The 22,076-nt window shown below is 51.2% G+C and carries 19 protein-coding genes, 1 tRNA gene and 1 pseudogene; 12 read left to right on the top strand and 9 right to left on the bottom strand.

What is annotated here, in order from left to right:
• Positions 1 to 119: 119 nt before the first annotated feature.
• Positions 120 to 1,505 carry an RsmF rRNA methyltransferase first C-terminal domain-containing protein gene (locus tag PVOR_RS21855; protein WP_006211661.1) on the bottom strand — a complete coding sequence of 462 codons (1,386 nt, stop codon included), beginning with the start codon at positions 1,503 to 1,505 and terminating at the stop codon, positions 120 to 122.
• 199 nt (positions 1,506 to 1,704) lie between these two features.
• Positions 1,705 to 2,868: a GGDEF domain-containing protein gene (locus PVOR_RS21850; RefSeq protein ID WP_040680854.1), complete on the bottom strand. Its 1,164-nt coding sequence runs from the start codon at positions 2,866 to 2,868 to the stop codon at positions 1,705 to 1,707.
• 108 nt (positions 2,869 to 2,976) lie between these two features.
• Between PVOR_RS21850 and PVOR_RS21845 the strand changes: the two genes are divergently transcribed.
• Genes PVOR_RS21845 through PVOR_RS21830 form a run of 4 tightly spaced genes read left to right on the top strand, consistent with a single transcriptional unit; the run spans position 2,977 to position 8,635 of the window.
• Positions 2,977 to 4,113, top strand: coding sequence for a glycosyltransferase family 4 protein (locus tag PVOR_RS21845; RefSeq protein ID WP_040680853.1), 1,137 nt, complete (start codon positions 2,977 to 2,979; stop codon positions 4,111 to 4,113).
• A 9-nt stretch (positions 4,114 to 4,122) separates the two neighbouring features.
• Positions 4,123 to 5,430: a metallophosphoesterase gene (locus tag PVOR_RS21840; RefSeq protein ID WP_006211657.1), complete on the top strand. Its 1,308-nt coding sequence runs from the start codon at positions 4,123 to 4,125 to the stop codon at positions 5,428 to 5,430.
• Positions 5,431 to 5,469: 39 nt separating this feature from the next.
• The gene (locus PVOR_RS32220; protein ID WP_040680851.1) at positions 5,470 to 6,372 is read left to right on the top strand and encodes an AAA family ATPase; all 903 of its coding nucleotides are present in this window, start codon (positions 5,470 to 5,472) and stop codon (positions 6,370 to 6,372) included.
• A gap of 28 nt (positions 6,373 to 6,400) precedes the next feature.
• On the top strand, positions 6,401 to 8,635 hold the full coding sequence (locus tag PVOR_RS21830) for an ATP-binding protein (protein WP_040680849.1): 2,235 nt from the start codon (positions 6,401 to 6,403) through the stop codon (positions 8,633 to 8,635).
• Between the two features lie 73 nt (positions 8,636 to 8,708).
• On the opposite strand, the pseudogene PVOR_RS21825 reads toward PVOR_RS21830, so the two are convergent.
• Positions 8,709 to 9,757, bottom strand: a pseudogene (locus tag PVOR_RS21825) (YkvI family membrane protein).
• Between the two features lie 255 nt (positions 9,758 to 10,012).
• Here PVOR_RS21825 and PVOR_RS21820 point away from each other — a divergent pair.
• From PVOR_RS21820 to PVOR_RS21805, 4 genes are all read left to right on the top strand, one after another.
• Complete coding sequence (locus PVOR_RS21820) at positions 10,013 to 10,582, top strand: xanthine phosphoribosyltransferase (RefSeq protein WP_006211655.1); 570 nt, start codon at positions 10,013 to 10,015, stop codon at positions 10,580 to 10,582.
• A 210-nt stretch (positions 10,583 to 10,792) separates the two neighbouring features.
• Positions 10,793 to 11,122: a hypothetical protein gene (locus PVOR_RS21815; RefSeq protein WP_006211654.1), complete on the top strand. Its 330-nt coding sequence runs from the start codon at positions 10,793 to 10,795 to the stop codon at positions 11,120 to 11,122.
• 125 nt (positions 11,123 to 11,247) lie between these two features.
• The gene (locus PVOR_RS21810) at positions 11,248 to 11,466 is read left to right on the top strand and encodes a hypothetical protein (protein WP_006211653.1); all 219 of its coding nucleotides are present in this window, start codon (positions 11,248 to 11,250) and stop codon (positions 11,464 to 11,466) included.
• A gap of 68 nt (positions 11,467 to 11,534) precedes the next feature.
• The gene (locus PVOR_RS21805) at positions 11,535 to 11,864 is read left to right on the top strand and encodes a carboxymuconolactone decarboxylase family protein (RefSeq protein ID WP_006211652.1); all 330 of its coding nucleotides are present in this window, start codon (positions 11,535 to 11,537) and stop codon (positions 11,862 to 11,864) included.
• 78 nt (positions 11,865 to 11,942) lie between these two features.
• On the opposite strand, the gene PVOR_RS21800 is transcribed toward PVOR_RS21805, so the two are convergent.
• Positions 11,943 to 12,362, bottom strand: coding sequence for a hypothetical protein (locus PVOR_RS21800; protein ID WP_006211651.1), 420 nt, complete (start codon positions 12,360 to 12,362; stop codon positions 11,943 to 11,945).
• Between the two features lie 177 nt (positions 12,363 to 12,539).
• On the opposite strand from PVOR_RS21800, the gene PVOR_RS21795 reads away from it, so the two are divergent.
• The 3 genes from PVOR_RS21795 (at position 12,540) to PVOR_RS21785 (ending at position 14,222) form a co-directional block, all read left to right on the top strand.
• Positions 12,540 to 12,623 (top strand) — tRNA-Leu (locus PVOR_RS21795).
• 150 nt (positions 12,624 to 12,773) lie between these two features.
• The gene (locus tag PVOR_RS21790; protein ID WP_006211650.1) at positions 12,774 to 13,097 is read left to right on the top strand and encodes a DUF6944 family repetitive protein; all 324 of its coding nucleotides are present in this window, start codon (positions 12,774 to 12,776) and stop codon (positions 13,095 to 13,097) included.
• A gap of 237 nt (positions 13,098 to 13,334) precedes the next feature.
• A complete protein-coding gene (locus PVOR_RS21785) occupies positions 13,335 to 14,222 on the top strand; it encodes a divergent polysaccharide deacetylase family protein (RefSeq protein WP_006211649.1) in 888 nt (295 codons plus the stop codon).
• Between the two features lie 172 nt (positions 14,223 to 14,394).
• On the opposite strand, the gene PVOR_RS21780 is transcribed toward PVOR_RS21785, so the two are convergent.
• Together PVOR_RS21780 and PVOR_RS21775 are read right to left on the bottom strand one after the other, a co-directional pair.
• Complete coding sequence (locus tag PVOR_RS21780; RefSeq protein WP_006211648.1) at positions 14,395 to 16,623, bottom strand: methyl-accepting chemotaxis protein; 2,229 nt, start codon at positions 16,621 to 16,623, stop codon at positions 14,395 to 14,397.
• A 200-nt stretch (positions 16,624 to 16,823) separates the two neighbouring features.
• Positions 16,824 to 17,627, bottom strand: coding sequence for an N-acetylmuramoyl-L-alanine amidase (locus PVOR_RS21775; RefSeq protein ID WP_006211647.1), 804 nt, complete (start codon positions 17,625 to 17,627; stop codon positions 16,824 to 16,826).
• 152 nt (positions 17,628 to 17,779) lie between these two features.
• On the opposite strand from PVOR_RS21775, the gene PVOR_RS21770 reads away from it, so the two are divergent.
• On the top strand, positions 17,780 to 17,971 hold the full coding sequence (locus PVOR_RS21770) for a YqzE family protein (protein WP_006211646.1): 192 nt from the start codon (positions 17,780 to 17,782) through the stop codon (positions 17,969 to 17,971).
• Positions 17,972 to 18,087: 116 nt separating this feature from the next.
• Here the strand turns inward: PVOR_RS21770 and PVOR_RS21765 are convergent, their stop codons facing one another.
• The 3 genes from PVOR_RS21765 to PVOR_RS21755 all read right to left on the bottom strand — a co-directional run bounded on the left by PVOR_RS21765 (position 18,088) and on the right by PVOR_RS21755 (position 22,033).
• Positions 18,088 to 19,164, bottom strand: a complete 1,077-nt coding sequence (locus tag PVOR_RS21765) for a hypothetical protein (protein ID WP_006211645.1) — start codon at positions 19,162 to 19,164, stop codon at positions 18,088 to 18,090.
• 147 nt (positions 19,165 to 19,311) lie between these two features.
• Positions 19,312 to 20,274, bottom strand: a complete 963-nt coding sequence (locus PVOR_RS21760; RefSeq protein ID WP_006211644.1) for a YqhG family protein — start codon at positions 20,272 to 20,274, stop codon at positions 19,312 to 19,314.
• A 1-nt stretch (position 20,275) separates the two neighbouring features.
• Entirely contained in the window at positions 20,276 to 22,033 is a 1,758-nt protein-coding gene (locus tag PVOR_RS21755) for a DEAD/DEAH box helicase (RefSeq protein ID WP_006211643.1), read from the bottom strand.
• Positions 22,034 to 22,076: the final 43 nt, after the last annotated feature.

The raw sequence follows: 22,076 nt of genomic DNA, 5'->3' as shown, positions 1-22,076 counted from the left end.
CTGCGTAATTGCAGAAAGGATAACCCCTTTGTTGGTGTTCCGTTGGACTTAAGATATCGGGAGATAATCATTCAGGCTCAGCGAACCGTGTCATTCTTGCAGTTCGTTGAATCAGAATATCACTTCGGATTCCGCAGGCCTTTAGGCAGATGATTCTTAAGCTGACCGCCGCTGGATTTGCCCCAGCCGATGGGGAGTCCATCTGTAGTCACTAAAGTCCACCCCCGGTATTCGGAAGGAATCGAAAGCACCTCTCCCCGCAGATAGGCGGCTACTTCCGCCGAATCTGAGGCCAGATCCCAGCTTCTCGCAGCTTGGTCGCGTTTCAAGGACATAGCAAGGGCATGTGCGGGCTCGATCCGGTTCTTCTTCAGATGCGCCAGGTGAAGTCCTGCACGGGGCATCTTCAGTCCCTTAAGCTGCTGGTCATTCCAATCCCAGCCTTCGCTGACCGGGAGCCAGTACAGCTCCTCGCCAAACAAGATCGGTCTGCCGCCGCTAAGCTCAAAGCCGGGGATGTCCTGCTTCGCCCAGTCCAGAAACGCGTCCAACGCGGACTGCGCAGGGGGTTGATTGCCGCTCTGTCTTGATTTAGCCGGAAGTTTGCTGTTTGTTGACAACGACTCCATGTTCTGACTTACAACTCCGGCAGCCGATTTGGTCAAGACGGCAACAAAATGCCCCTCGCCGCGTTCCAGATGCGGCCATAAACGCTTCATTTCTCTCAGTTCCATGTCGGGATACTGCTTGAGAATACGCCCGACCATTTCCTCGTTCTCGGCTTTATTGAATGTACAGGTGGAATAAGCCAGCGTTCCTCCGGGTTTGAGCATGTGGTAGGCCTCCTGGACAATGTCCCACTGCCGGGAAGCACACAGTTCCACATGATCGTGGGACCATTCGGCAATGGCTGCGGCGTCCTTTCGAAACATGCCTTCACCGGAGCATGGAGCATCAAGCATGATCCGGTCAAAGCAGGCAACGAAACGGCGGGATAGCTGGTCCGGGGCCGCACTCGTAACAACAGTATTCTTAATGCCCATACGCTCCACGTTCTCGGCCAGGATCCGTGCCCGTTCGGGGTGGATTTCGTTAGAAACGAGCAGCCCTTGCCCCATCATCTTGGACGCAATATGGCTTGTCTTACCGCCGGGAGCCGCTGCAAGATCCAGGATGGTCTCCCCGGGCTGAGGATCCAGCAGTTCTACTGCGGACATTGCAGAGGGCTCCTGAATATAATATAGTCCGGCGGCATGGTAGGGGTGCTTGCCTGGACGCTCGTTATCATCATAATAATATCCGCTGTCACACCAAGGCACCGCTGTCAGGTGGAATTGGCGAATCAGGTTCTTTAGGTTGTCTGCGTCATGAACCGCTTTCAGCCGGTTTAGGCGCAGTCCATGGGTGCGGGGCGAATCGTAGCTGTCCCAGAAGTCATATGAAGCATCTCCGAGTATTTCATTCATACTGGTAACATAGCCTACAGGCAATAGTTCCTTTCTCATTCGTTAAATAGCTCCTTCTATAGAATAAATAAATAGCATCTTGAAGTGTAAAGGCAAAAAAACTCCTGTTCAGAGTTGATCGTTCTCTGGCTTTAAGGAATCGGTCATTAGTTTATCACGTTGTTGCGGTACTAGTAAAGAAATGTCAAGCTAAAAAAGGGCTGCCCTCTATACGAAGAGGGCAGCCCTGCCGCCTGTGTTATCCGGCAGATTCCTTCGGTTCTGCTGACGCGGTTTTCATGGACCGGTAATCGGACACCTTGTTCTTGCCGTTTGTCTTCGAATGATACATCGCTTTGTCTGCCTGTTTCATAAGCTCGTCACCACGAACGCCTTTGCGCAGCACGCTGTACCCGATACTGAGGGTTACGATGGTTTCGCTTGCCACCCTGGCCCGAATATTCTCGGCAACCTGAGCGGGCTTGACCTTGCGGTCAACCACCAAGGCGACCAGTTCCTCGCCGCCATACCGGCCTGTAATCCCGATTCCTTCAAGCTCTTCCTCCATAATGGCGGCGACTTGCTTCAGCACTTCATCGGCTCTGGCATGGCCCTGCGTATCGTTGAGTTTCTTGAAATTATCGATGTCACAGAAAATGGCGGATATTTTCAGTTCCTGCGACGTGTAATGATCAAGATACTTCATAAAATGCCTTCGATTGTATAGCCCTGTCAATCCGTCTGTGATGGCAGAGCGGTATATGGATTGCATCAGCTCGACGATGCGTCTGAATAAAATGAAAAATACAATGCTGTAGAACAGCACCGGCAGCGCGAGCGCAAACCCTTGAAGTACAGAAGCCAGGGTGCCTGAATAGGTATGTATGGATTGCAAAATACCCCAAACGGTGTACACGGCAAGCCCCATCGCATATTTAACCGGTTGTCCGATACGAGGGGTTACCTTGACAAAAGCCAGGTAGAGGGCAACGAATTGAAAACAATCAAAATATATGCTCTGCCATATCGGATCTAGGGTGAAAGGAAGGAAAGAAGGAAGAATGAGCGGAAGCACAAGCAGTGCGGCTGACAGCAATGGAAGCCAGTAATGCATGGTCTTGATTTTACGGTACAGCATGACAACCGAGACGTTCAGCAGGACAAACGAAAAAAGCTGGATAAAACGTAAAATGTCCGATTCCGGTGAAAAAACAGGCATTCCCGTCAATGCTGAATGGATGTTCAGACCCTCGTATGTCATAATAAAGAGGAAAGCTGCCGCCATATAAAGGTAAGCATTCTTGCGCTGCTTGCTGTACATAAACAGACACATGATCAGCATCATGAGGGCGATATACGCTCCGCATACAGCAAATATGGTGGGTAGTGGAGAAGTGGACCAGTAGCTCAATTCATAGGACAAATCGATTCACTCCTGAAAAGGGATAGGTTTCCTTTGCATGAAACATATGTTCTAATATATCATATCGAAAAAGAATCTGAAAAGAGATTTAGAGAAAGGGGGATCCCCATGAAACTTCTTCAGGCATTATTTTTTCCTCCAGAACAACCAGGTGGCGTCTCGTCCATGATTCCTTATTTGCAGGAGCGTTTTCATTCTTCCCGTTGGGAGATGGAGATGTTCTGGCTGCCCAAGCGGATCCGCAACAAAGGCCATGAGGATCCAATATTCCATACCTTTGATTGGAGAGAATACGAAGAAAGTCCGATAGTTGCAAAATACCTTCAAACGTACCGGGACTATCTGTGGTGGACGCGTCTGCGCATTCAAAAGCCTTATGATCTCATTCATAGTCATCATCCCATTGCAGGCATGGCCATGAAAGCCGTATTCCCCGAGGTTCCGCTGATTCAAACCGTGCATTCCAGTTACGAGCGTGAGCTCATTCTGAACGGAAGGATCAAGGAGGGGGGGCTTGAGCACCGATTCCTGGTTTCTTTGTACAGGGAGCTCGAATATATCAGTGACCGCCTGCTGACGGTATCAAATTCCTTCAAGGCTTACATGTCGCCCTATGTGAACACCCCTGAATCGATCGGGGTTATCCATAACGGATTTGACGATAAGCGATTTAAGCCGGTTCCTCATGAAAATGCGGTGCCACAGCTTATTACGGTATGCCGTCTGGTGCCTGCCAAAGGATTGGATACTCTGCTTCAAGCCTGCGCGGAGCTGAAACGGAAGGGATACGATTACGTCCTTCATATTATCGGCGACGGACCTTCCCGTCAGGAGCTTGAGGAGATGGCGAAGGAGCTCGACATTTACCAGGAGACGATTTTTTATGGATATACGCTGCATCCCGAGGAATTTATGCCGTTCTTTGACATCTTTGTTCTGCCTTCAAGAGCGGAAGCGTTCGGCTCGGTGTTTGCAGAGGCTGCGTTAAGCTCGCTGGCCCTGGTCGGCACTGACGTTGGCGGTATTGCCGAGCAGATTGAGGACGGGGTGAACGGCTTGCTTGTACCGGCGGAAGACCCGATGGCATTGAGTGTTGCACTCGAGAAGGTCATCAGTGATCCGTTGTATCGTTATGAGCTTGCCCGAACCGCTTCGGATAAGGCGAAGAACCAGTACTCCCTGGCCAGGTCGGTGAATGAACTGAAGAAAATGTATTTGAAATTTCAACCTCAGATAGAGAGTTAGGGATCGGCTATGGCTTCTTTTCGATTTATTCATACCGCAGATTTACACCTGGACAGTCCGTTTATCGGCATAAGCGGACTTGATGACAGCTTGCGGTCTTTCGTTCAAGATTCGACTTTTCGCGCGCTGGATCAGCTCGTTCGGCTCGCCATGGATCAGCAGGTTGATTTTATCGTGATCAGCGGGGATATCTATGACAGCTCCAACATCTCGCTTCGGGCACAGCTCCGATTCATGGAGGTCCTTGAGCGTTTGGGTAAGGAAGGGATTGCGGTATATGCGATTCATGGCAACCATGATCCGCTGGACAGCACCAAGCTCTCGATGACGCTGCCCTCCCATGTCCATGTGTTTGGGGGCGAGCCTGCCAGCGTAACGGCGGTTCGTCGTTCAGACCGTGAAGAGGTGGCGGTCATTACCGGGATGTCGTATCCAACCTCGAAGGTAACGGATAATATTGCGATACGATATCCAGCCCCAACCAGCGGGTTGTATCAGATTGGACTGCTGCATGCCAATGTGGACGGAGACCCGCAGCACGAAACCTATGCGCCCTGCTCAAAAAAGGATTTGATCCACGCCGGATTTCATTACTGGGCGCTCGGACATATTCATTCCCGTCGTACCTTGCAGGAATCTCCTTACATTGTCTATCCGGGCAATATCCAGGGACGCCACGTTCGGGAGACCGGCCCCAAGGGTTGTTATGTCGTCGATGTTGATGAAGATTTCAACACGAAGCTCTGTTTCCATGAGCTGGATTCCATGCGCTGGAACGTTGTAGAAGCTCCTATCGATTCTACCCAGGACGTCGATGCGTGGAGGCTGTCGCTGGAGCGGATTCTTACGCACACGGCCCGGGAGAACCCGGAGCAGCTGAGCATGATCCGGGTTCGGATCACGGGTCGAAGCCCGGTTCATCGCCAGCTTGAAGGCGGATATGTGCTGGATGAGCTGCTGGCCGATCTGCGTAGAAGAGAGGCTGCGAAGGGACGGATGTCCGGTTATCGCGGCTGCGTCTGGATTGAGAGCTTCACGCTTCAATCGGGGGACGCAATCGATACAGAGCGGCTGCTGCAGGAGGACAGCTTTGCGGGGGATTTGCTTCGGCTTGCCAGGCAGGAACAGGGAAGGCTTCATGAGCCGGATGGAGTTGCTGCCAGGAGTGTGGAGCCTTTGCTCGAGCACGCCGAAATCCGGTCTCTGCTCGATGACACAAGCCCGGAAGAGATGCTGGATTGGCTTCGCAGGGCAGAGGAACTGACGCTGGGGTTACTGCTGCGTGACCGTTCGCAGGGGGAAGGTGCCGGAGCATGAGACTTGAGCGGATGAACATCCAGGGCTTTGGAGCAGTGCGTGACAAAAGACCTGACGATTGAAGCACCGGTAACCGTGCTTTACGGACCGAATGAAGCGGGAAAAAGTACCGTGCTGTATTTTATCAGAGCCATGCTCTACGGTTTTCCCGGCAAAGGCTCACCGGCGGAGCGCGGCGCGCCTGCTGATGAAGGAATTCATGGGGGTGAGCTGCGCTTTTTGGATGAAGAGGGTGTGCCATGGGTCATCAAGCGCTACAGCCGGTCCAGGGAGACCGGCTCGGCGGCTGGCAATGGTGACCGTTTACATATTCATAAACAAATAGCAAACGGTATGGTCATGGAGCTTGGACAGCAGGAGCTGGAGCAGTATGCTCTAGGCGGCGTATCCAGGGATATGTTTCGTCAGCTGTTTGCCATATCGTTAAGCGAGCTGCAGGAAATCCGCAGCCTTCAATCCGCGGAGATGAGCAGCTATCTGTTTCATGCCGGAATTGGCGGCGGCGCCAATATACTGGATGCTGAGCGCAAGCTGTCTACGGAGATGGACAAGCTGTATAAACCTCGCGGGAAAGTGCAGCAGACGGCCAAGCTCCTGCAGTCCATAGAGCAATTGAGGGCACAGGTTAGGGAGAGCCAGGCCTATGTTCCCCGCTATAACGAGGTTGCTGCTTCCATCCAGGAGGCTGAGGAACGGCTGGATTTGCTGGAGCAGGAGCGCGCCAGGAATGCTGGAGATTTGGCATTGCTTCGAAAAGCGGTGGAGATCCGTTCTGTTTGGCTGGAATGGCGTGAGGCCAGGCTGGAATTAAAGGATCTGATGGACAGTGATGCCTTTCCTGCTGATGGAATAACCCGATACGAAAAAATAGCAGGAGGAAGAGCGTCTTCTTCTTGCTCAGTCCCTTCGTGCCGAACGGGCGATAGAGGAAATAGAGGATAAGCTGAAGGCATTTGCCTCGAACGCTTTTATGGAACAGTATGGCGAAGCAATTGAGGATCTGTGGTCGAGGCGCAATATTTATGAAGCAGCGAATCGGGAACTCGCAGAGCTCACGGCCGAATATAAGTCGCAAGAGATCAGGCTGGAGCAGCTGCTTCGGGATATAGATCCGGCATGGACTCAGCAGGAGCTGCTGGCCTTATCGATATCCGCCGCTGAGCGTGACGAGGTGCGGAGAATCAGCGCCGCTTTCAGTGGATATGACCGCCGGATGGAGGCGTTGTTCATTGAACAGCGAGGCGCCGAGCGTTCGGCGGCATCAGCTGAATCGGCGCTCCGGGAAACCCGGCGGCAGCTGCGTGAGGAGGCGGAGCGGGGGGAAGAGACGTTTGCCATAATAAAGCCGGCAGCGCCGAAGGAAACCGCTGCGCTATGGAATCAGCTTCAGCTGGAGATCGAGCGTTGGCGTGAAGCAAGATTGAGCCGGACTCAGCCTGAAGCGGCTTCCTCTAGCAGGCCGGTGAACAGCCGATTACCGCGAATGCATTCGGTGCTGCTTGCGGGTATGGCGGTCATGACACTGCTGCTGGCAGCGGTTTTGTTCTGGACGGCGACCCCGGAAGCCGCAGTAATCTCCAGCATTATGATGCTGCTCGGTATGGGGTATGTATACTGGAGCGGTCGCCGCGGGCTGGCCGTTGATGGAGTACCGCCTCAGGAAATATCCGCTCATGACAGGTACGGAACAGAAGAGATCAACCATCTATATTCCATGCTGATCGCTGCCCCCTATGCCGCTGCGAGCTCGAATCTGGGCAGCCGAAGGGACAAAACCGCAGCGATGGCACATGATCCCTTAACGGTAGAGGCACAGATGCGCGAGCTTCGGTCTGTGATGGAGGGATGGCAGGCCTGGCGGCAGCGGCTGGATCGATTAAGCTCGGACTGTGCGGCGGCCGAGGAGAAAGCCGCACTTCAAGCTGCTGAACTCAAAACGGTTCTTCAAACGATTCAGCAGGAGGAGCAGCGATACTTCGAGTTGGAGCGGAAGTGGGAGTCTTGGCTGATGTCCAGGGCTCTTCCACAGAAGCTTTCTCCGGATGTGATGCTGGATGTGTTCGTTCAAGTGGAGCAAGGGCAGGAGCTGATCCGCCAGAAGAGATCGCTTGGACTGAAAATGGATGTCCTGTTAAGAGAGACGGAGGATTACGTGTTCCGATGCCATGAGATATTTGCGGTTGATTCGGAAGGTGACCTTAACGATAGCAAGAGCCTGACAGTGGCTGAGCTTGGGAATCTCCATTCCAGATGGAAGCAATACCAAGAGGATATGCGGCAGCGTAAGGTGCTGGCAGAACGGATTGCCGAGCTGCGCAAGGAAGCGGCAGCGATCAATGAAGAGACAGATGAACTGCAGCAGCGCAAAGCGGGCCTGCTTGCGCAATCCCAGTCGCCTGATGAAGAATCGTTTCTCCGAATGGGGGCGGCTTCCAAGCGGCGGGAAGAGCTGATTCGCATCATCCGTCATCATGAAATTACGATGTTCAGCGGCTGGAACGATGCAGGCCGCGGGCAGCTGGAACACCTGCTGGAGCTGACGGATGCTGCGGAGCTGGAAGCTCTGTGCAACCAGAAGGAAGAGTCTGCTTCAACTGAGGCCCGTCTTCGGGATGAGCTTCAGGAGCGGCGCGGGCGGCTGCTTCAGGAGCGGGAGTCACTGGAATCCTTGGGCAATCAGGATTCGGCCCTGCAGCAGCTCGAGGAATTGCGATCCGCACTAAGGGAGTTAGTCTCCCAGTATGCGGTTCGTTCGATGGCCTCCGAATTCATAAAGCGCACACGTCGTTTATATGAAGAGGAGAAACAGCCTCAGGTGTTACAGCTGGCTTCCCGCTATTTCTCGATCCTTACCGGCGGCCTGTACAGCCGGATTGTGATGCGGATGGGAGACCAGAGTCTGCTGGCAGAACGTCCGGAAGGCGAGCTGATTGAAAGCAGCAGATTAAGCCGAGGCACGGCGGAGCAGTTGTATCTGGCCATGCGTCTTGGGCTGATCCAGTCGATGCCTCATGCAAAAGGCCTGCCGCTGCTGCTGGACGATTTGTTTGTCAATTTCGACGGTGAACGGCTGGGGCATGCACTGCGGCTGATTTCGGAGTTATCGCGTACCCGGCAGGTTGTGATGATGACCTGTCACCGGCATGTGGCTGAACAAACGCAGGCACAGATACCCGGTGCGCAGCTGATTTCATTGCAGTCATAAAGAATGGGGTTGTCCCAAGGCACTTGATGACGTGCTTTTGGGACAGCCCCATTTATTTTTATTTATTTGCTCCTTATTTATCCCTCACCTGAGGTGTTCCGAACAGAGTCAGACGGAGCACCCACAGACAGGCACAGTCCTCCGAACGTGGGGTAGAGCAAGGAGAGCAGGGGAGCTGAAACCGAACTGGCTGAAGAAATAACAGAACACCATGATACCCAGGGTAATCACTCTTGGCGAGAGGGAGGTGCGCTGCTGCACCTGCAGCGTGATCCCGTAGATGTTGGCAACAAACGTGCTGAATATTTCAAGGAAGATCAGAATGAGATAGATGATCTGAACAAGCCAGCCCAGCTGATTGGCGATGCTGCCCATCGGAATTTCATATTGGGAAATGCCGGGCATATGGGCGGACATCGCAAAATGGGCTGCCATCAGCATAAATCCTACGCCTGTACCTCCGATGATGCCGCCCCATTTTACGGTGCGAGCGCTCTCCGTTTGACTGCCCAGCGGGACCAGCACCGGCATCGCCATCACCAGGTTAAAGGCCGTGTAGAGCAGCGGCGCAAGCCAAACCGAAGGGAGACTGTGGTCGGTCGTCAATGTTAAGAACCGGGTGGCTCCCGGTGTGTGAATCGTTTGAGAGACAATAGCAACCGATAGGGTCAGCATCATGGGAACGACGAGACTGTTCATCGTCATGATGGACTGAATGCCTTTTCTAAGAATAAAATAAGTTCCGATCATCGTTACAAACAATCCGGTCTGATAATTTAAATTCAGATGCTCCACAAAAACGGATCCGGCACCGGCAAGCATAATGCTGTTCACACCAAGCAGGATGATAAACATAAAGAGGCTGATCCAGCTCCCGGCTTTCTCCCCAAACAGAAACTTGTTCAGGTCTTCGAAGGATTGGGCGCCGATCCGTTTGGATATCGTCATGATTTTGGTGCCGAGCCAGATAAATAATCCGGTAGTCAGTAGAATGGTAAGTGTTGCCCAGTGCCCATACTGGGTAAAAAATTGAAGGATTTCCCGACCGGTAGCAAAGCCAGCGCCCACAATCGTTCCAATATATGTAAAGGCGATCTGTAAAACACGCATATAATTACGCAAGCGCCGCGGCCCCCTTGAAAGTTATTAATTCTGCATAGTACAAGGTATGCCTCACACAGCTGGGACATGACTCCAACCTGTCCGAGCGTACGCTTAATAAGGGGGTTATGTCATTGGTTGGTCTGTTTATGGAGCTTGATGTTAGGATTTATGACGGAAACCGTACACTTAAATGACGGAGTGATCGTTTGTACTTGCCGTACAGGGAGGAATATGTTACTTTTACGACAAAGGAATCGTGGGAGGGTCTTTTTGATGGAATGGTTGAAAGAGCGGATCATTAAAGAAGGTGTCGTGTTGTCGGAGCAGGTGCTGAAACTGGATGCGCTGCTGACACATCAGGTTGACCCGGCTTTAATTATGGAGATGGGCCGAGAGTTTGCGGCAAGATTTAAAGAAAGCGGTGTGACCAAGGTGGTTACGCTGGAATCCTCCGGCATTTCAGTGGCATTTGCTGCGGCTTTTGAACTGGGAGTTCCTATGGTATTCGCCCGACGCAAGAAAACACTGCTGGCTGACCCCGATGCCTTGTGTGAGCGCGTCCCGTCTTTCACCAAAGGAATTGTTACGGATATTATGGTGTCACGCCAGTTTATAGGGGAACATGATAAGGTGCTCTTCATTGATGACATTATTGCCAACGGGGATGCAGCAAGAGGTCTGATCAAAATCATTGATCGGGCAGGCGCTGAATTAATCGGGCTGGGCGTTGTGATCGAAAAGAGTTTCCAGGCTGGGGCAAGAACCCTGCGTGAGCAAAATGTTCATGTGGAGTCGCTAGTTACGATTTCCTCACTTGAAGATGGTAAAATTTCGTTCAGCTAAATCGGTAGAATCGGCATAGGCGACTCAACGTGCAAGCGAAGAGGGCTAGGCCTTAGGTCATGAACGTTTGTACCTGTGCCATGAGATATGAAATATGGAAATTCGTAGTTGATTTTAGATGGATTTCCGCCTAAAATCGCAACAAATTCTTTTCGCCTCCGTGATTTTCGCTTATAATAAAGAGGTAGGCAAGAGAGAGGAGGCAGCACCATGGGGAAACAACCTGTAACCGAGCCGTTTTTGATTGATAAGCTGAATGAAGCAAAGGTACATTTTGAACGTGCTTTGGATTGTAAACATACGGAGTTTGATGATCTATATCCCTATATGATTGAACATCCTCAGTTTTTCTGGTACAAACGCTATGTTGCCTGGTCAGAACTGCTGACGATTGCCGGATTGTGTGAGGAGGTTTCCTTCGAGTGGAAGGAACAGTTCACACCTCAGCAAGTGGAATATATCGAGAAGCGTGTGATGTCTTCAACCGTTCTGGACTTCTGGTACGAGAAGAATGACAGCATCGAGCCGGCACAGCGTTAATGGGTATATAGAACATCCCTTAATCAGGATGTTTATCGATAGCGTATGGCATCGCATTCAAAAGACCTAAATGATATTCATTTAGGTCTTTTTTTGCAGAGTAAGATGATGAAGGAGGCATGGCGATGATTAGTGATGAAAGACTTGATGAATTAAGGGTTTCCGGTGAGCTGGTTCGGGTTGTGCGGGACGGCTTGGAGAGCAATGATATTATCGGCTTTGTTGTCGCCTGGGACCCGGAGCAGGTTATCATCCGCCGCCGAAACCGGCGTGTAGTCAAGCTGGATCGCAGGTACAGCTATCAGTTGAAAAAAGAGCCGAGAGTAAGCCCAATTGAAGAGTAGGCATAGATTTGGAACTCGTCGGACAACTTAACCTCTAGAATATTTTATTTAGAAGAGGTGTCCAGACGATGGAAATGTCCAACGATAAGATCTCGGCATATAAAAATGAAATCCTGAATTTAAAGCAGAGCATGCCCGAAATGGCAGAGGCGTATCATCAGTTTACCGGCGTCTGTTTTTCGGATGGCGAGCTGGATGAGAGAACGAAACAGCTGATTGCGCTCGGGATTGGGCTGTTCGCCAATAATGAGCTGTGTACCTTCTATCATATGGAAGAGGCCCGTGCCAAGGGAGCTTCGGATGCTCAAATTATGGAGGCCGTAGCAGTAGCGTCTGCCGCTAGTGCTGGACATGCTCTCTCGCAGGGATTGACCCGTGTGCAGCATAACCTTCACTAAGGCACGATCAAATTAAACCGTCTTATCCGGCGTATTGTGCAGCCGGGAAGACGGTTATTCTCTGTTGAACGGCCGCAATTAGCGGGCGAATGCAGCGGCAGGAGCAACCGGATGCTCGGTCGTCTCGGTCTCAGGCGGAACCAGCCCGAGATAGGCGCGCATGCGGTCCATCATCTCCTCGCGGAAGGATGGCCATAGAATATTCATCGATCCGATGTAACCCCGGCATGCATACCGTGCCTGAATTCCGTCCTGGCTCTGTACGATGTCATAAACCTTGATCGTTCGCTTGGCGAACTCCTGCTTCACTTCACGAAGAAGGACAGCTGCCCGTTTGGCACCGTTACCTACCATTTCCACATACAATTGAGGGGTCTTGAAGACACCGCTCTCCTGGATGATCCGGCAATCCCGCTCAAACACTTTATGGATGAACCTCAGAAGCAGATAACTCTTGATCAACGCTCGCTCTTCCGTCGTAACAGCCGGTATGGCCATCAACTTCACCGCCTTTATATAGTAAATGGTTATTTAATGAGAACTTATGTTCTTATTTTAACCGAAAATCAGGTTTTTAATCAAGCTGAAAAAAAGTGTTGACTCCATTTATTCAGCGTGATATTATATATCTTGTCGCCGCTGATTAGAGATTGACTCGAGGCAGACAGGCAATATGCGGTCGTGGCGGAATTGGCAGACGCGCACGGTTCAGGTCCGTGTGGGCTAACCCCCGTGGAGGTTCGAGTCCTCTCGACCGCATCCTAAAGAAAAAAACTCGTAAACTGCTTTGCAGTTTACGAGTTTTTTTTGCGTGGAGATTCTATGGGACAGGGTTAATGACTTATACCAAAGAGATGGAATGCACGTATTATATTAGATAGTGATATAGATATAGGTAGTTGAGAGTAGGTGATTGCCTTGTCAGCCAAGGATTTGAGTCTCCAAGAGCAGCTTGCGGCTTATGCTTGGCTGCAAGCGTTGGGAACGAATATTGCTGCTCTGGGTCAAACCAAAAAGTTGTCCAAACGAAAGAAATTGCAGGCTGAAGGCCGAAGACTCTCTGTTCTTGGAAATGCGATGCAGTCGATAGCCAATGCGGCTCAGGCAGAGATTAGCACAAAAATGAGGGGCACAGCCATGAATAAGAAAGCTAACGATCTTACGGCTGCCGGCAATCTTCTGCAATCCGTCGGAAATGCGCTGCAGGTTATTGCGGGAGAGGAGCATCCTTGAATGAAAACACTTTTAACACTTCTGAAGGAAAACTGAACATACTCAAAAAAGGAAACAAGGCGTTTACCTGTGACGGGAGGTGTCTTGTTTTTATTTTCTTGAACGGAGAGGTTTCTTGTGCCTGGTGTCCTAATGAATGTTAACATTCAGCTGCAGTGTTACATATTTGAATAACTTTTCTCAAATAATACGGTTAGGTCTGGTAAGTATGATGGTGAAAGGAAAGGGGCGTGAACAATGCGGAAGGTATTTAGAAATTCGGTTGTCTTCTTGCTGTGTATGATATGTGGGATCGCAAACGGAACACAGGGGGGCGGATATTTTGCAGGGACGGCCAACGCCGCTGAGCCTCCTGTTCAAGTAACCAGGCAGTTACGTGAGGAGCCTCTGAACAACCAGTCTGGTGAAGGGCAGAAAATAAGTAAATTAGCGGTCATCATTGATGACTTTGGCAATGGTCAGAAGGGCACTCAGGAGATGCTGAGTCTGCCTGTCAAGATTACGGTTGCCGTGATGCCTTTTTTGCCAACAAGCAAAAAGGATGCAGAGTCCGCGCATAAGATGGGACATGATGTTATTATCCATATGCCCATGGAGCCTAAACAGGGACGAGCTTCCTGGCTTGGACCTGGCGCCATTCTGAGCTCGCTTACCGATGAGGAGATTCGTAAACGAATGGAAGAGGCGATCGATTCCGTACCGTATGCGATTGGGATTAACAATCATATGGGCTCCAAGGTTACAGGTGATGAACGGATCATGTCGATTGTGCTTGATGTGTGCAAGGAAAGAGGATTGTTCTTTATGGATAGTAAAACCAATTACCGCAGCGTGGTCGGCAAGCTGGCGGCAGAGAAGGGGATGCCAGCGATTGCCAATGATATTTTCCTGGACGATGTTCATACGGTACAGCATGTAAGCAAGCAGCTCGTGACGGCGGCACAGCATGCGGAAGAAAGAACATCCTGCATTGCCATTGGGCATGTTGGTGTATTCGGCACCCGAACGGCAGAAGCACTGAAAGTTTCCATTCCGGAGCTGCAAAAAAAGGTTGAGTTTGTTGGTATTAGCGATTTGGTTAGAGAGCGTTCAAGCTGGAGGCCTAATCCGCTGCCGACGTATTAATGCGTCCCGTTTAATTGCTGGATTAGTCAAAATCGGTACGAAGATGAGGGAGGCTCGGGCTTAGATGCCCGAGCCTCCCTCATTGTTATAAACAAACAGCCTTCCAACAAGACACAGGCTATTACCGACTTGATTGAAGCATGAAGGCCTGTTTAATTTGGTAAAACTGCAATTAACGGATGCGGGAATCGTTGAGCTTGAATTGTCCCACCAGCTGCTGCATGGAATTTGCAATGACTTCTACATTGCCGGAGGTGTGTCTTACGCTTTCGATTTCCCGGGAAAGCTCCTGAACCCTGCTCTCCACATCCTTGGAGATCTTGCGGTTCTCCTTGCTGACCGAAGCAATCTTCTCCATCAGCTGAACCACTTCATCCACAGCCTGATGCTTCCGAAGATCATCCTCGGCCGCCGCCGTTAACAGCTCGGAGGCTGCGGAAACCAGGAGATTGCCTTCCTGCACCACCTTGGTCCCTTCCTCCATGGATTGAAACGCAAACTCGGCATCTTTGTAGATATGACTGATAATGCCATGGACTTCCTCTGTGGACTGTCTCGTCAGGTCGGACAGCTTACGGATCTCGGATGCAACAACGGCAAAGCCTTGGCCATGCTCTCCGACTCTTGCGGCTTCAATCGATGCATTCAGGGCGAGAAGATGTGTTTGTGATGAGATTTGCTCGATGACATGCAGCACACCTTTTATCTCCCGAACGGTTTGCATGAAGATGCGGATGGTATGGTTTGTTTCCTCGACTTTGGAAGAGATGTGTGACATCTTGTCCCCGATGCGGACCACCTCGTTCTTGGCCACATCGATCTGTTCATTGGCCTGCTGTTCAAGCTGGCGCAGCGTCTCCCGCATGTGCTCCGCGCGCTCCTTGACGGCATCAATATCCAGAAGCTGGCTGCGCATGCTGCGGATCATCTCGCTGATGTTGCTGCTGACCCGCTGTGCGGACGTCACAGTAACTGCGGTTGTGTCATTCATGATCTGTTGACTGGAGGAAACATCGCCTGCGGTCAATTTCACCTGCATCATGATACTCTCCAGCGAATCGATCATATTGTTGATCCATTTGGCTAACTCGCGGGTTTCGTCATGGTCGAAGTGACGGGTATCCAGCCGCTGGGTAAGGTCGCCTGTGCCTTCGGCATTAATGCGGATGAATCGGCTTAGACGGCGAAGGCGATCCGCCACCCGTTCAATTTCCTTGCGCCCCACCAGAGCAGAAGTGAGGAAACCGGTAATTAGACATGCGGCCAAGCCAATAATGGCGGCAGCTAGCGGAGATAAATGGGAGGCGGCAGCATATACAATCGCAGCAGTCAGTACGCTGGAGAGAAGCGTGGACGCGCTGTGCAGCCTGGAATGTCTCCATCTTATGCTGCGAATCCGGTAGACCTCCTCCAAATCGCCTTCACACATCATCCCCCAGTCATCCGGACAATGGGGCAAGCGAAAAGTCACGCCCTTGCCAATCACCGGTATATGGCGGTAATCGGAGTAACCGGGAAAGGCAACAAACAGATTGTCGCCGTTGCGGATGGTGCTGGCCACCCCTGGATGGAGTTGACCTGTTGCCGGATCGGTGAACATAAGCTCAAGTTCAGTATGCTCTTTGACTGATACCGTACCCCAGTCGGTGGTAACGCCATCCTTCAAATTCTCGCCGTGGGTAAAGGTGCGATCTTCAAATCGGCTTCTTGAAAGGGCCGTCCCCGGAGCGATGTGAAGATTCAACTCAGGCTTCGCCATAAAAATATAGTTGTCACCGGAGTCAGGGTATATGTGTCCGGATTCCCGTTGAATTAAATCCCCTATGACGTCATTAGGCACTCGCCCGCACAGAATACCTGCAAAAGCTCCGTCTGTATGGAGCGCATTCATGAATAAAAGTGTCATTTTGTCGTGAAAAGTGGAGGTTCGAGGACCGATGGTTACTGTGATGGGGTCGCCGTAAGGTCCGAAGAGTAATTTGCCGGTTCCAAGACCGGTGAGATGATGGATAGCACGGCCCAACTGACTTCCGTCATCATAGGTTGTACCAATATGTGAAGCGTATGTAGAATACGTGACCTCACCGGAGGGGTTCAACACAAACAATTCAGTGAAGTCGGAAGCGCGCGAGTAAAGGGCAGAGAACAGCTGCTCTTGATTCATTCGAGAGTCTGAAGACAAGGAATGCGCGCTGCAATCTCCTGAAGCATGAAGCTTGTCCAGCTGCTCCTTGAGGCGGTCCAGATGCCCCCAATATTCATGACTCCACGAGAACAGCAGCTCTTTGCGTGTCTCGGCAATGCCTTCAAATATCTCTTCAACATCTTCCTTCAACTTACGATTCAGACGCCATGAAATCCAAAGCGGAAGTCCCTGGCGATAGCCAAGCCAGTCAAACATAGCGATCTCCCCCAATCCCTATTTGAGTAATGTATCTTTATACATGTTAGTTATACTACCACAATTTCCTGAAATTTCTATAAGGAATTTTGAAAAAAATGATACTTTTTTCATATTGATGTTAGATTTATTAACGTATGATCGGGTTTTAGGTCCTAGATCGTTAGAAGTTCCCCTGTCTAAACAAAAACAGCTCTGAACTACAGAGCTGTTAAATAACTTATGATCCCGTCGGCAATGGCCTCGGCAATCTTCATTTGGCCGTTGCGGCTGGTCAGCAACGTCCGATCCTCCACATTGCTCAGAAAACCGGTCTCTACAATAACCGCAGGCACCTTGGTTTGATTCAGCAGATAATAGGGCTTGCCCAGCATGATGTGATTGCTGTTGTTATACACCAGATTCAACTGTTCCTGGATAGTATCGGCAAGCAAAGTGCTCCGGCCTTCGGATTGATGGAGCACAATCCCGCCCCGTTTGGAGGAATTCTTCCCCCAATTCACGTGAACGCTGACCACGAGCTTGGTCGGAATTTCGCTGCTGAGCTGCTTGCGCTGCGACAGATCGCGGCGGTGTCTGGAGGAGGTTCGATGCCAGCGGTTGTCATCGCTAAGTGCATAATCGGCATCGCGATTCAGCACGGCATGATAGCCTTCTTGGCGAAGCAGCATGAACAGTCGGCGTGAGATGGCCAGATTGATATCTTTTTCTAGAATGTCGCCATAGGACGTACCGCCATCGATTCCGCCGTGACCTACATCAATCAGAACGACATCATAAGGAAAAGGGTGCAGATGCCGAAGCTGGGTGCGGTCGGTTTCTTTACCGGAGGATTGGGTGGATTCCGGCGTTTCTGACAGAAGCTGGGTTGACTGTATTGAACTTTGATAAACGGATTGAGCGGGGGGCGCCATGGCTTGTTCTTTTGCTTGGCAAGCCTCCGCGACAGAACTCGGAATTGCCAGTGCAAGGAGGAGCATGCATACCCCTGCTGCCTTAACCATGATGGATTCCTTCTTTCACGTAAAAAATTTCGGCTTGATTAGAATGTGCATTTTGCGGAAAATTCATGCCGATCATATTCCAGCGTCTAGAATCCATTGAAACGGAGCAAACTGATAATGGGATGTGGATAAACCATAAGGAGTGAATTCATATGGCTAGCGGCGATGAATTAATTAAGTACATTACGGAGCGCGTAGTTCATTATATAGATACACCTAAGGATATCCGGCGCAAGGCAAGGGTCAAGGAATCCTGGACCACCCGTTGGTTCGGTATGATTCCGTTCTCTATGTCGTTATGGAAAGAAGACGTAACCTCCAAACGTAAAAAAAGGCAAAAGTAGCTGGAGCTTCATGCTCACAAAATTCCGGATTTACATCTTATACAAGGACGCTGCCCTTCAGAGGGCAGCGTCCTGTTTAGTCTGTATGTTTATAACGATGAGGGCAGATGGTTGAATTACATTTCAGAAGGAGTGCTTAGATTGAAACCCTCTATTCCGGCTGTGCATAGAATTGGCCTTGCCCGATCAGATGAGATGCTGGCAAAAAGCGAAGGGTGTCGCTCTCCCGCAGCGGAACCGACACATAAATCGCAGCCGGATTCTGCTGATTCCCAGAAGACCAGCGATGCCAGCCAGTTAAGCTGAAAGGGGATCCGAAGGCGGCATTGCTTTTTTTTGGATTTGAATATCAGAGCAGAGTGCTCCTGTAGTAGATTCCGGAGATCGGCACTACTGCCAGCATTTAGATGGGCTGACGTCAGCCAGAGCAGATTATCGTAAGGATCCTCGGAGGCTGCGGCTGATAGATTGGGTGTCTCGGCAAGCCAAGCATTCGAAGATGTCGAAGTGACGATCCCTTTTGTCGCTGCTAACAGAGGTGTTGGTAATGCCTTGATTCTGCTCGACTGAGGTTCATCCGGTAATGCCTCACTGTTCAGCGCGCTAAAATAAACTGGCTTCTTGCCAGGAAGCTGAACCTGCCACACAGGTGATACATCATACAGTTTGCGGACGATACTTCCTTGGGGTAATACCCCGCCTGTCTTCAGAAGACCTTCTGCTGCGAGGCGCTCATTCAGCGGCGCCTGGCTGAAGGGAAGGGTGGAGCCGATCCCGTACTCGCTTAGGATGTAACTACCATCGTCTGCTGCACTAATAATCATATATCCTTGCGGAATACCCTCGCTCGAAATTGTGATCAGCCAGCCGTGTGTGCCCGGACCGAGGGGGGTGAATTCCATCTCTGCTTCGTCCCAAGCGGTAAACGGTGCATGAACCGCTAAATGATCCACGGTCTCCTCGGCAAAATCAACCAAACTGCCCGGTATCTGAGCCAGAATGGGGCTGCTTGACGTTGGCGTACCATGGATACCTCCATTACTGGCTGCAGCCGTGCTGGTCAGTGGATTTACCGCACCTAACCACAGAATGGCCGTTATCATGACAGAGGCTGACAACAATTTATAACGGAGAGACCGGTAGTTGCAGGGTGAATCCGATTTGCTGAAGATTCTTACGTTCCAAAGCTTCAAATCATCAACCGCCTTTCCTTGGCTCTACGCGCCGTGGATGTGATAACAATGATCATATCGGACAAGCTCCAGCAAAGGCTGTTAGCAAGCTGTCGCGGCAGGGGAAGGGGGACAGGTTCTTTTTTTGCCTGCTTTTGTAGAGGGGCGTCATGAAGAGGCATCCACGGGCGAACAGAGGTGAAACAAGCCGCAGGTTATGACGGACAAGCTCACTTTTGGCTCGTACTGCCACTGCATTTCGGACCTTCTGTTCCGGTATTGCTCCTCAATGAGTACCTTTTTCTCTTCGTCCTGCTCCTTGAGCAAGTCCTCGTAATAGCCATCGATCACCAGAAACTCATCCTTCAGACGTTCTCTTGCCTTCTCAGCCCAGTCGTAATCCAGCTTGCTCAATTTGTCGATCAGATGGTTCTCCAGCGTGGATACGGCCTGCTGAAGGGTAAGCACGGCAGGGCGTACATGAACGCTCTCCGGTAATCGGGGCGTAAGGTCGCGGCCCTTCAGGATAGCCGGGAAATCTTGAGCAATCGTTCGGCTGGATAGTGAGATTCCTAGAAAGAACAGCTCCTCACGCTTCAGATCGCAGCTGAACTCTACCTTAAAGCAGACGCTAAGCCACTGCTCATAAGGGGTCGAGCGCCCTCGGGGGCGAGGCTCGGTATCGCGCTGCTGGAACAGATAAACGCATTTGCCTTCCTCGCGGGCTGCATTCCAGATTTGGGCGAGCCGGCTGCTGCCATAACCGATATTTTCCCGTTGAATCCGGCCAGGTCCAAGGACAGGGAGTACCGGCGCATTTCCGTAATAGCGGGCCAGCAGCGGATCCTGCACTGGTGCCGCGAGCTGAGCTTTGACTTCCGCCTCTTTTGTCTTCGCGAGCCGTTCATCGTATTTATCCGGATCAAAGACGAAGTTGAACGACAACGTTTCGGCTGGAGCGCCGGTACGTTCCACAAAGCCCCAGTAGTACGGGCGGTTGGTGAGCATTTTATCGGCCTGCGGGGACAGTTTCACCGTGACATGCTCAGGTGATTTTTCAATGACGGTGCATTCGGTGGCTTCCAAATAGGCCATGAAGTGCTGCTGCACCTGCTGCGGCGTCATGGTCATATTAGGCCTCTTCCTCTCTAAGGGTTTCTTCTTCGCTGCTTTCGAGCTCGATATCCTGTTTGATATGGTGTATCGTTTCGCCCAGTGTGCTGATGCGCTGCCGGATTTCATCGTCGTTGCCGGATTCCAGCATGATTTTGTACAGGCTCTTCTCAATGGATTCCTTCTTCTCAAACCGCTCCAGAATGACATCCAGTCCGCCGATGACCATCTCGAACATGTTGATCTTCTCATGCAGCAGGTTCAGGATATGTTCTTCAATCGTTCCGGAGGTGGATAAATTGAAGATTTGCACATCGTTGGTTTGACCGAGACGGTGCACGCGTCCGATCCGCTGCTCCACCCGCATGGGATTCCACGGCAGGTCAAAGTTGACCATATGGTGGCAGAATTGCAGATTAATGCCTTCTCCGCCCGCTTCCGTAGCAATCATAACCTGTGCTTTACCGCGAAAGAGATCCATCATCCAGTCCTTCTTGCCTCGGTTCATCCCACCGCGGTAAGGAACGGAAACGAGACCGTGATCACGAAAATAATTAAGCAGATATTCCTGCGTTGCCCGGTATTCCGTGAATACAATAACCTTCTCATTCATTTGTTGAATGAGCTCAATGGTTTTCTCGGCCTTGGTGTTCGCTTTTATGGCCTTGATCAGATAAACCAGCTCCCAGATTTTATCGCGGAGGGGGGAGTCCTCCGGGAGCTTCTTGGACAAATTAACAAGCGTAACGAACACCGCATCCCGGCTGCTGCACACCTCCCGCTGCAGCGTAACGAGGGACAGCATACTGCTTAAATTTCCCCCGGCTGCCTGATACTGATCTTTGACGAAGGATGTGACCCCGTCGTATAATGACTGTTCTTCTGGCGAAAGGCTGAGCCCTACATTGCGGACGGACCGCTTCGTGAATTTCACTTCGCCTTCGCCGCGGCGGTTGCGGATCATGACCTTGGACAGCTCGTCCTTGAGCTGGTCCTGATTCTTGGGTCTCCGTTTATCGACAACGAAATTCGCGGCAAACTGTCCTTGGCCGCCAAGCTGGCCCGGTTTCAGCAGCGTGATGAGATTGAAGAGCTCACTCAAGTCATTCTGCACGGGCGTGGCCGTCAGCAGCAGGCAGTATTTTTTGCGCAGCTTTTGAATGAATTGATAATTGGACGTTTTCTTGTTCTTGAGTTTATGCGCTTCATCGATGATGAGCATATCGTATTCTTCGTTTAGCAGAATTTCCTGATGAGGATCGCGTTTGGCCGTATCCATGGAGGCGACAACGATATCGTTGCCCCAGGAGTAGGCTTTTTTCTGTGCGACCGCAGGTATGCCGAACTTGGAGTTCAGCTCACGGACCCATTGCAGCACAAGGGAAGCGGGAACCAGTATCAGAACTTTGGATACGAGTCCGCGCACGAGGTATTCTTTTAAAATAAGACCGGCTTCAATTGTCTTCCCAAGTCCCACCTCATCGGCCAGAATCGCTCTGCCCGACATCTCGAACAAAACGCGTCTTGCCGTATCCGTCTGGTGGGGAAGCGGGGATAAGGTGCCAAGATGCTTGAGGCATTGCAGCTCTTCGAAGCTTGTAACGAGGCGGGATTTCTCGCCTTCTACGGCAAGCTGGGCCAGTCGATAGTCACCCCAAGGTCCGCCTTTGTCCAGGCGTCCGGCGAGATCGTCAAACCAGGAACGGTCGATCTGCAAGGGAACGGGAATGCGCGGGTCGATGATCATGCCTGAATCGGCAGATGGCTGATGGTTCATGTCGATCTCCTCCTGTTGTGAAATATTCCGGGCCAGCGGTGTA

The organism is Paenibacillus vortex V453, assembly GCF_000193415.1.
In the GTDB taxonomy this organism is placed as follows: Bacteria; Bacillota; Bacilli; order Paenibacillales; family Paenibacillaceae; genus Paenibacillus_AQ; species Paenibacillus_AQ glucanolyticus.
This window is presented reverse-complemented; position numbering and strand designations above follow the sequence as displayed.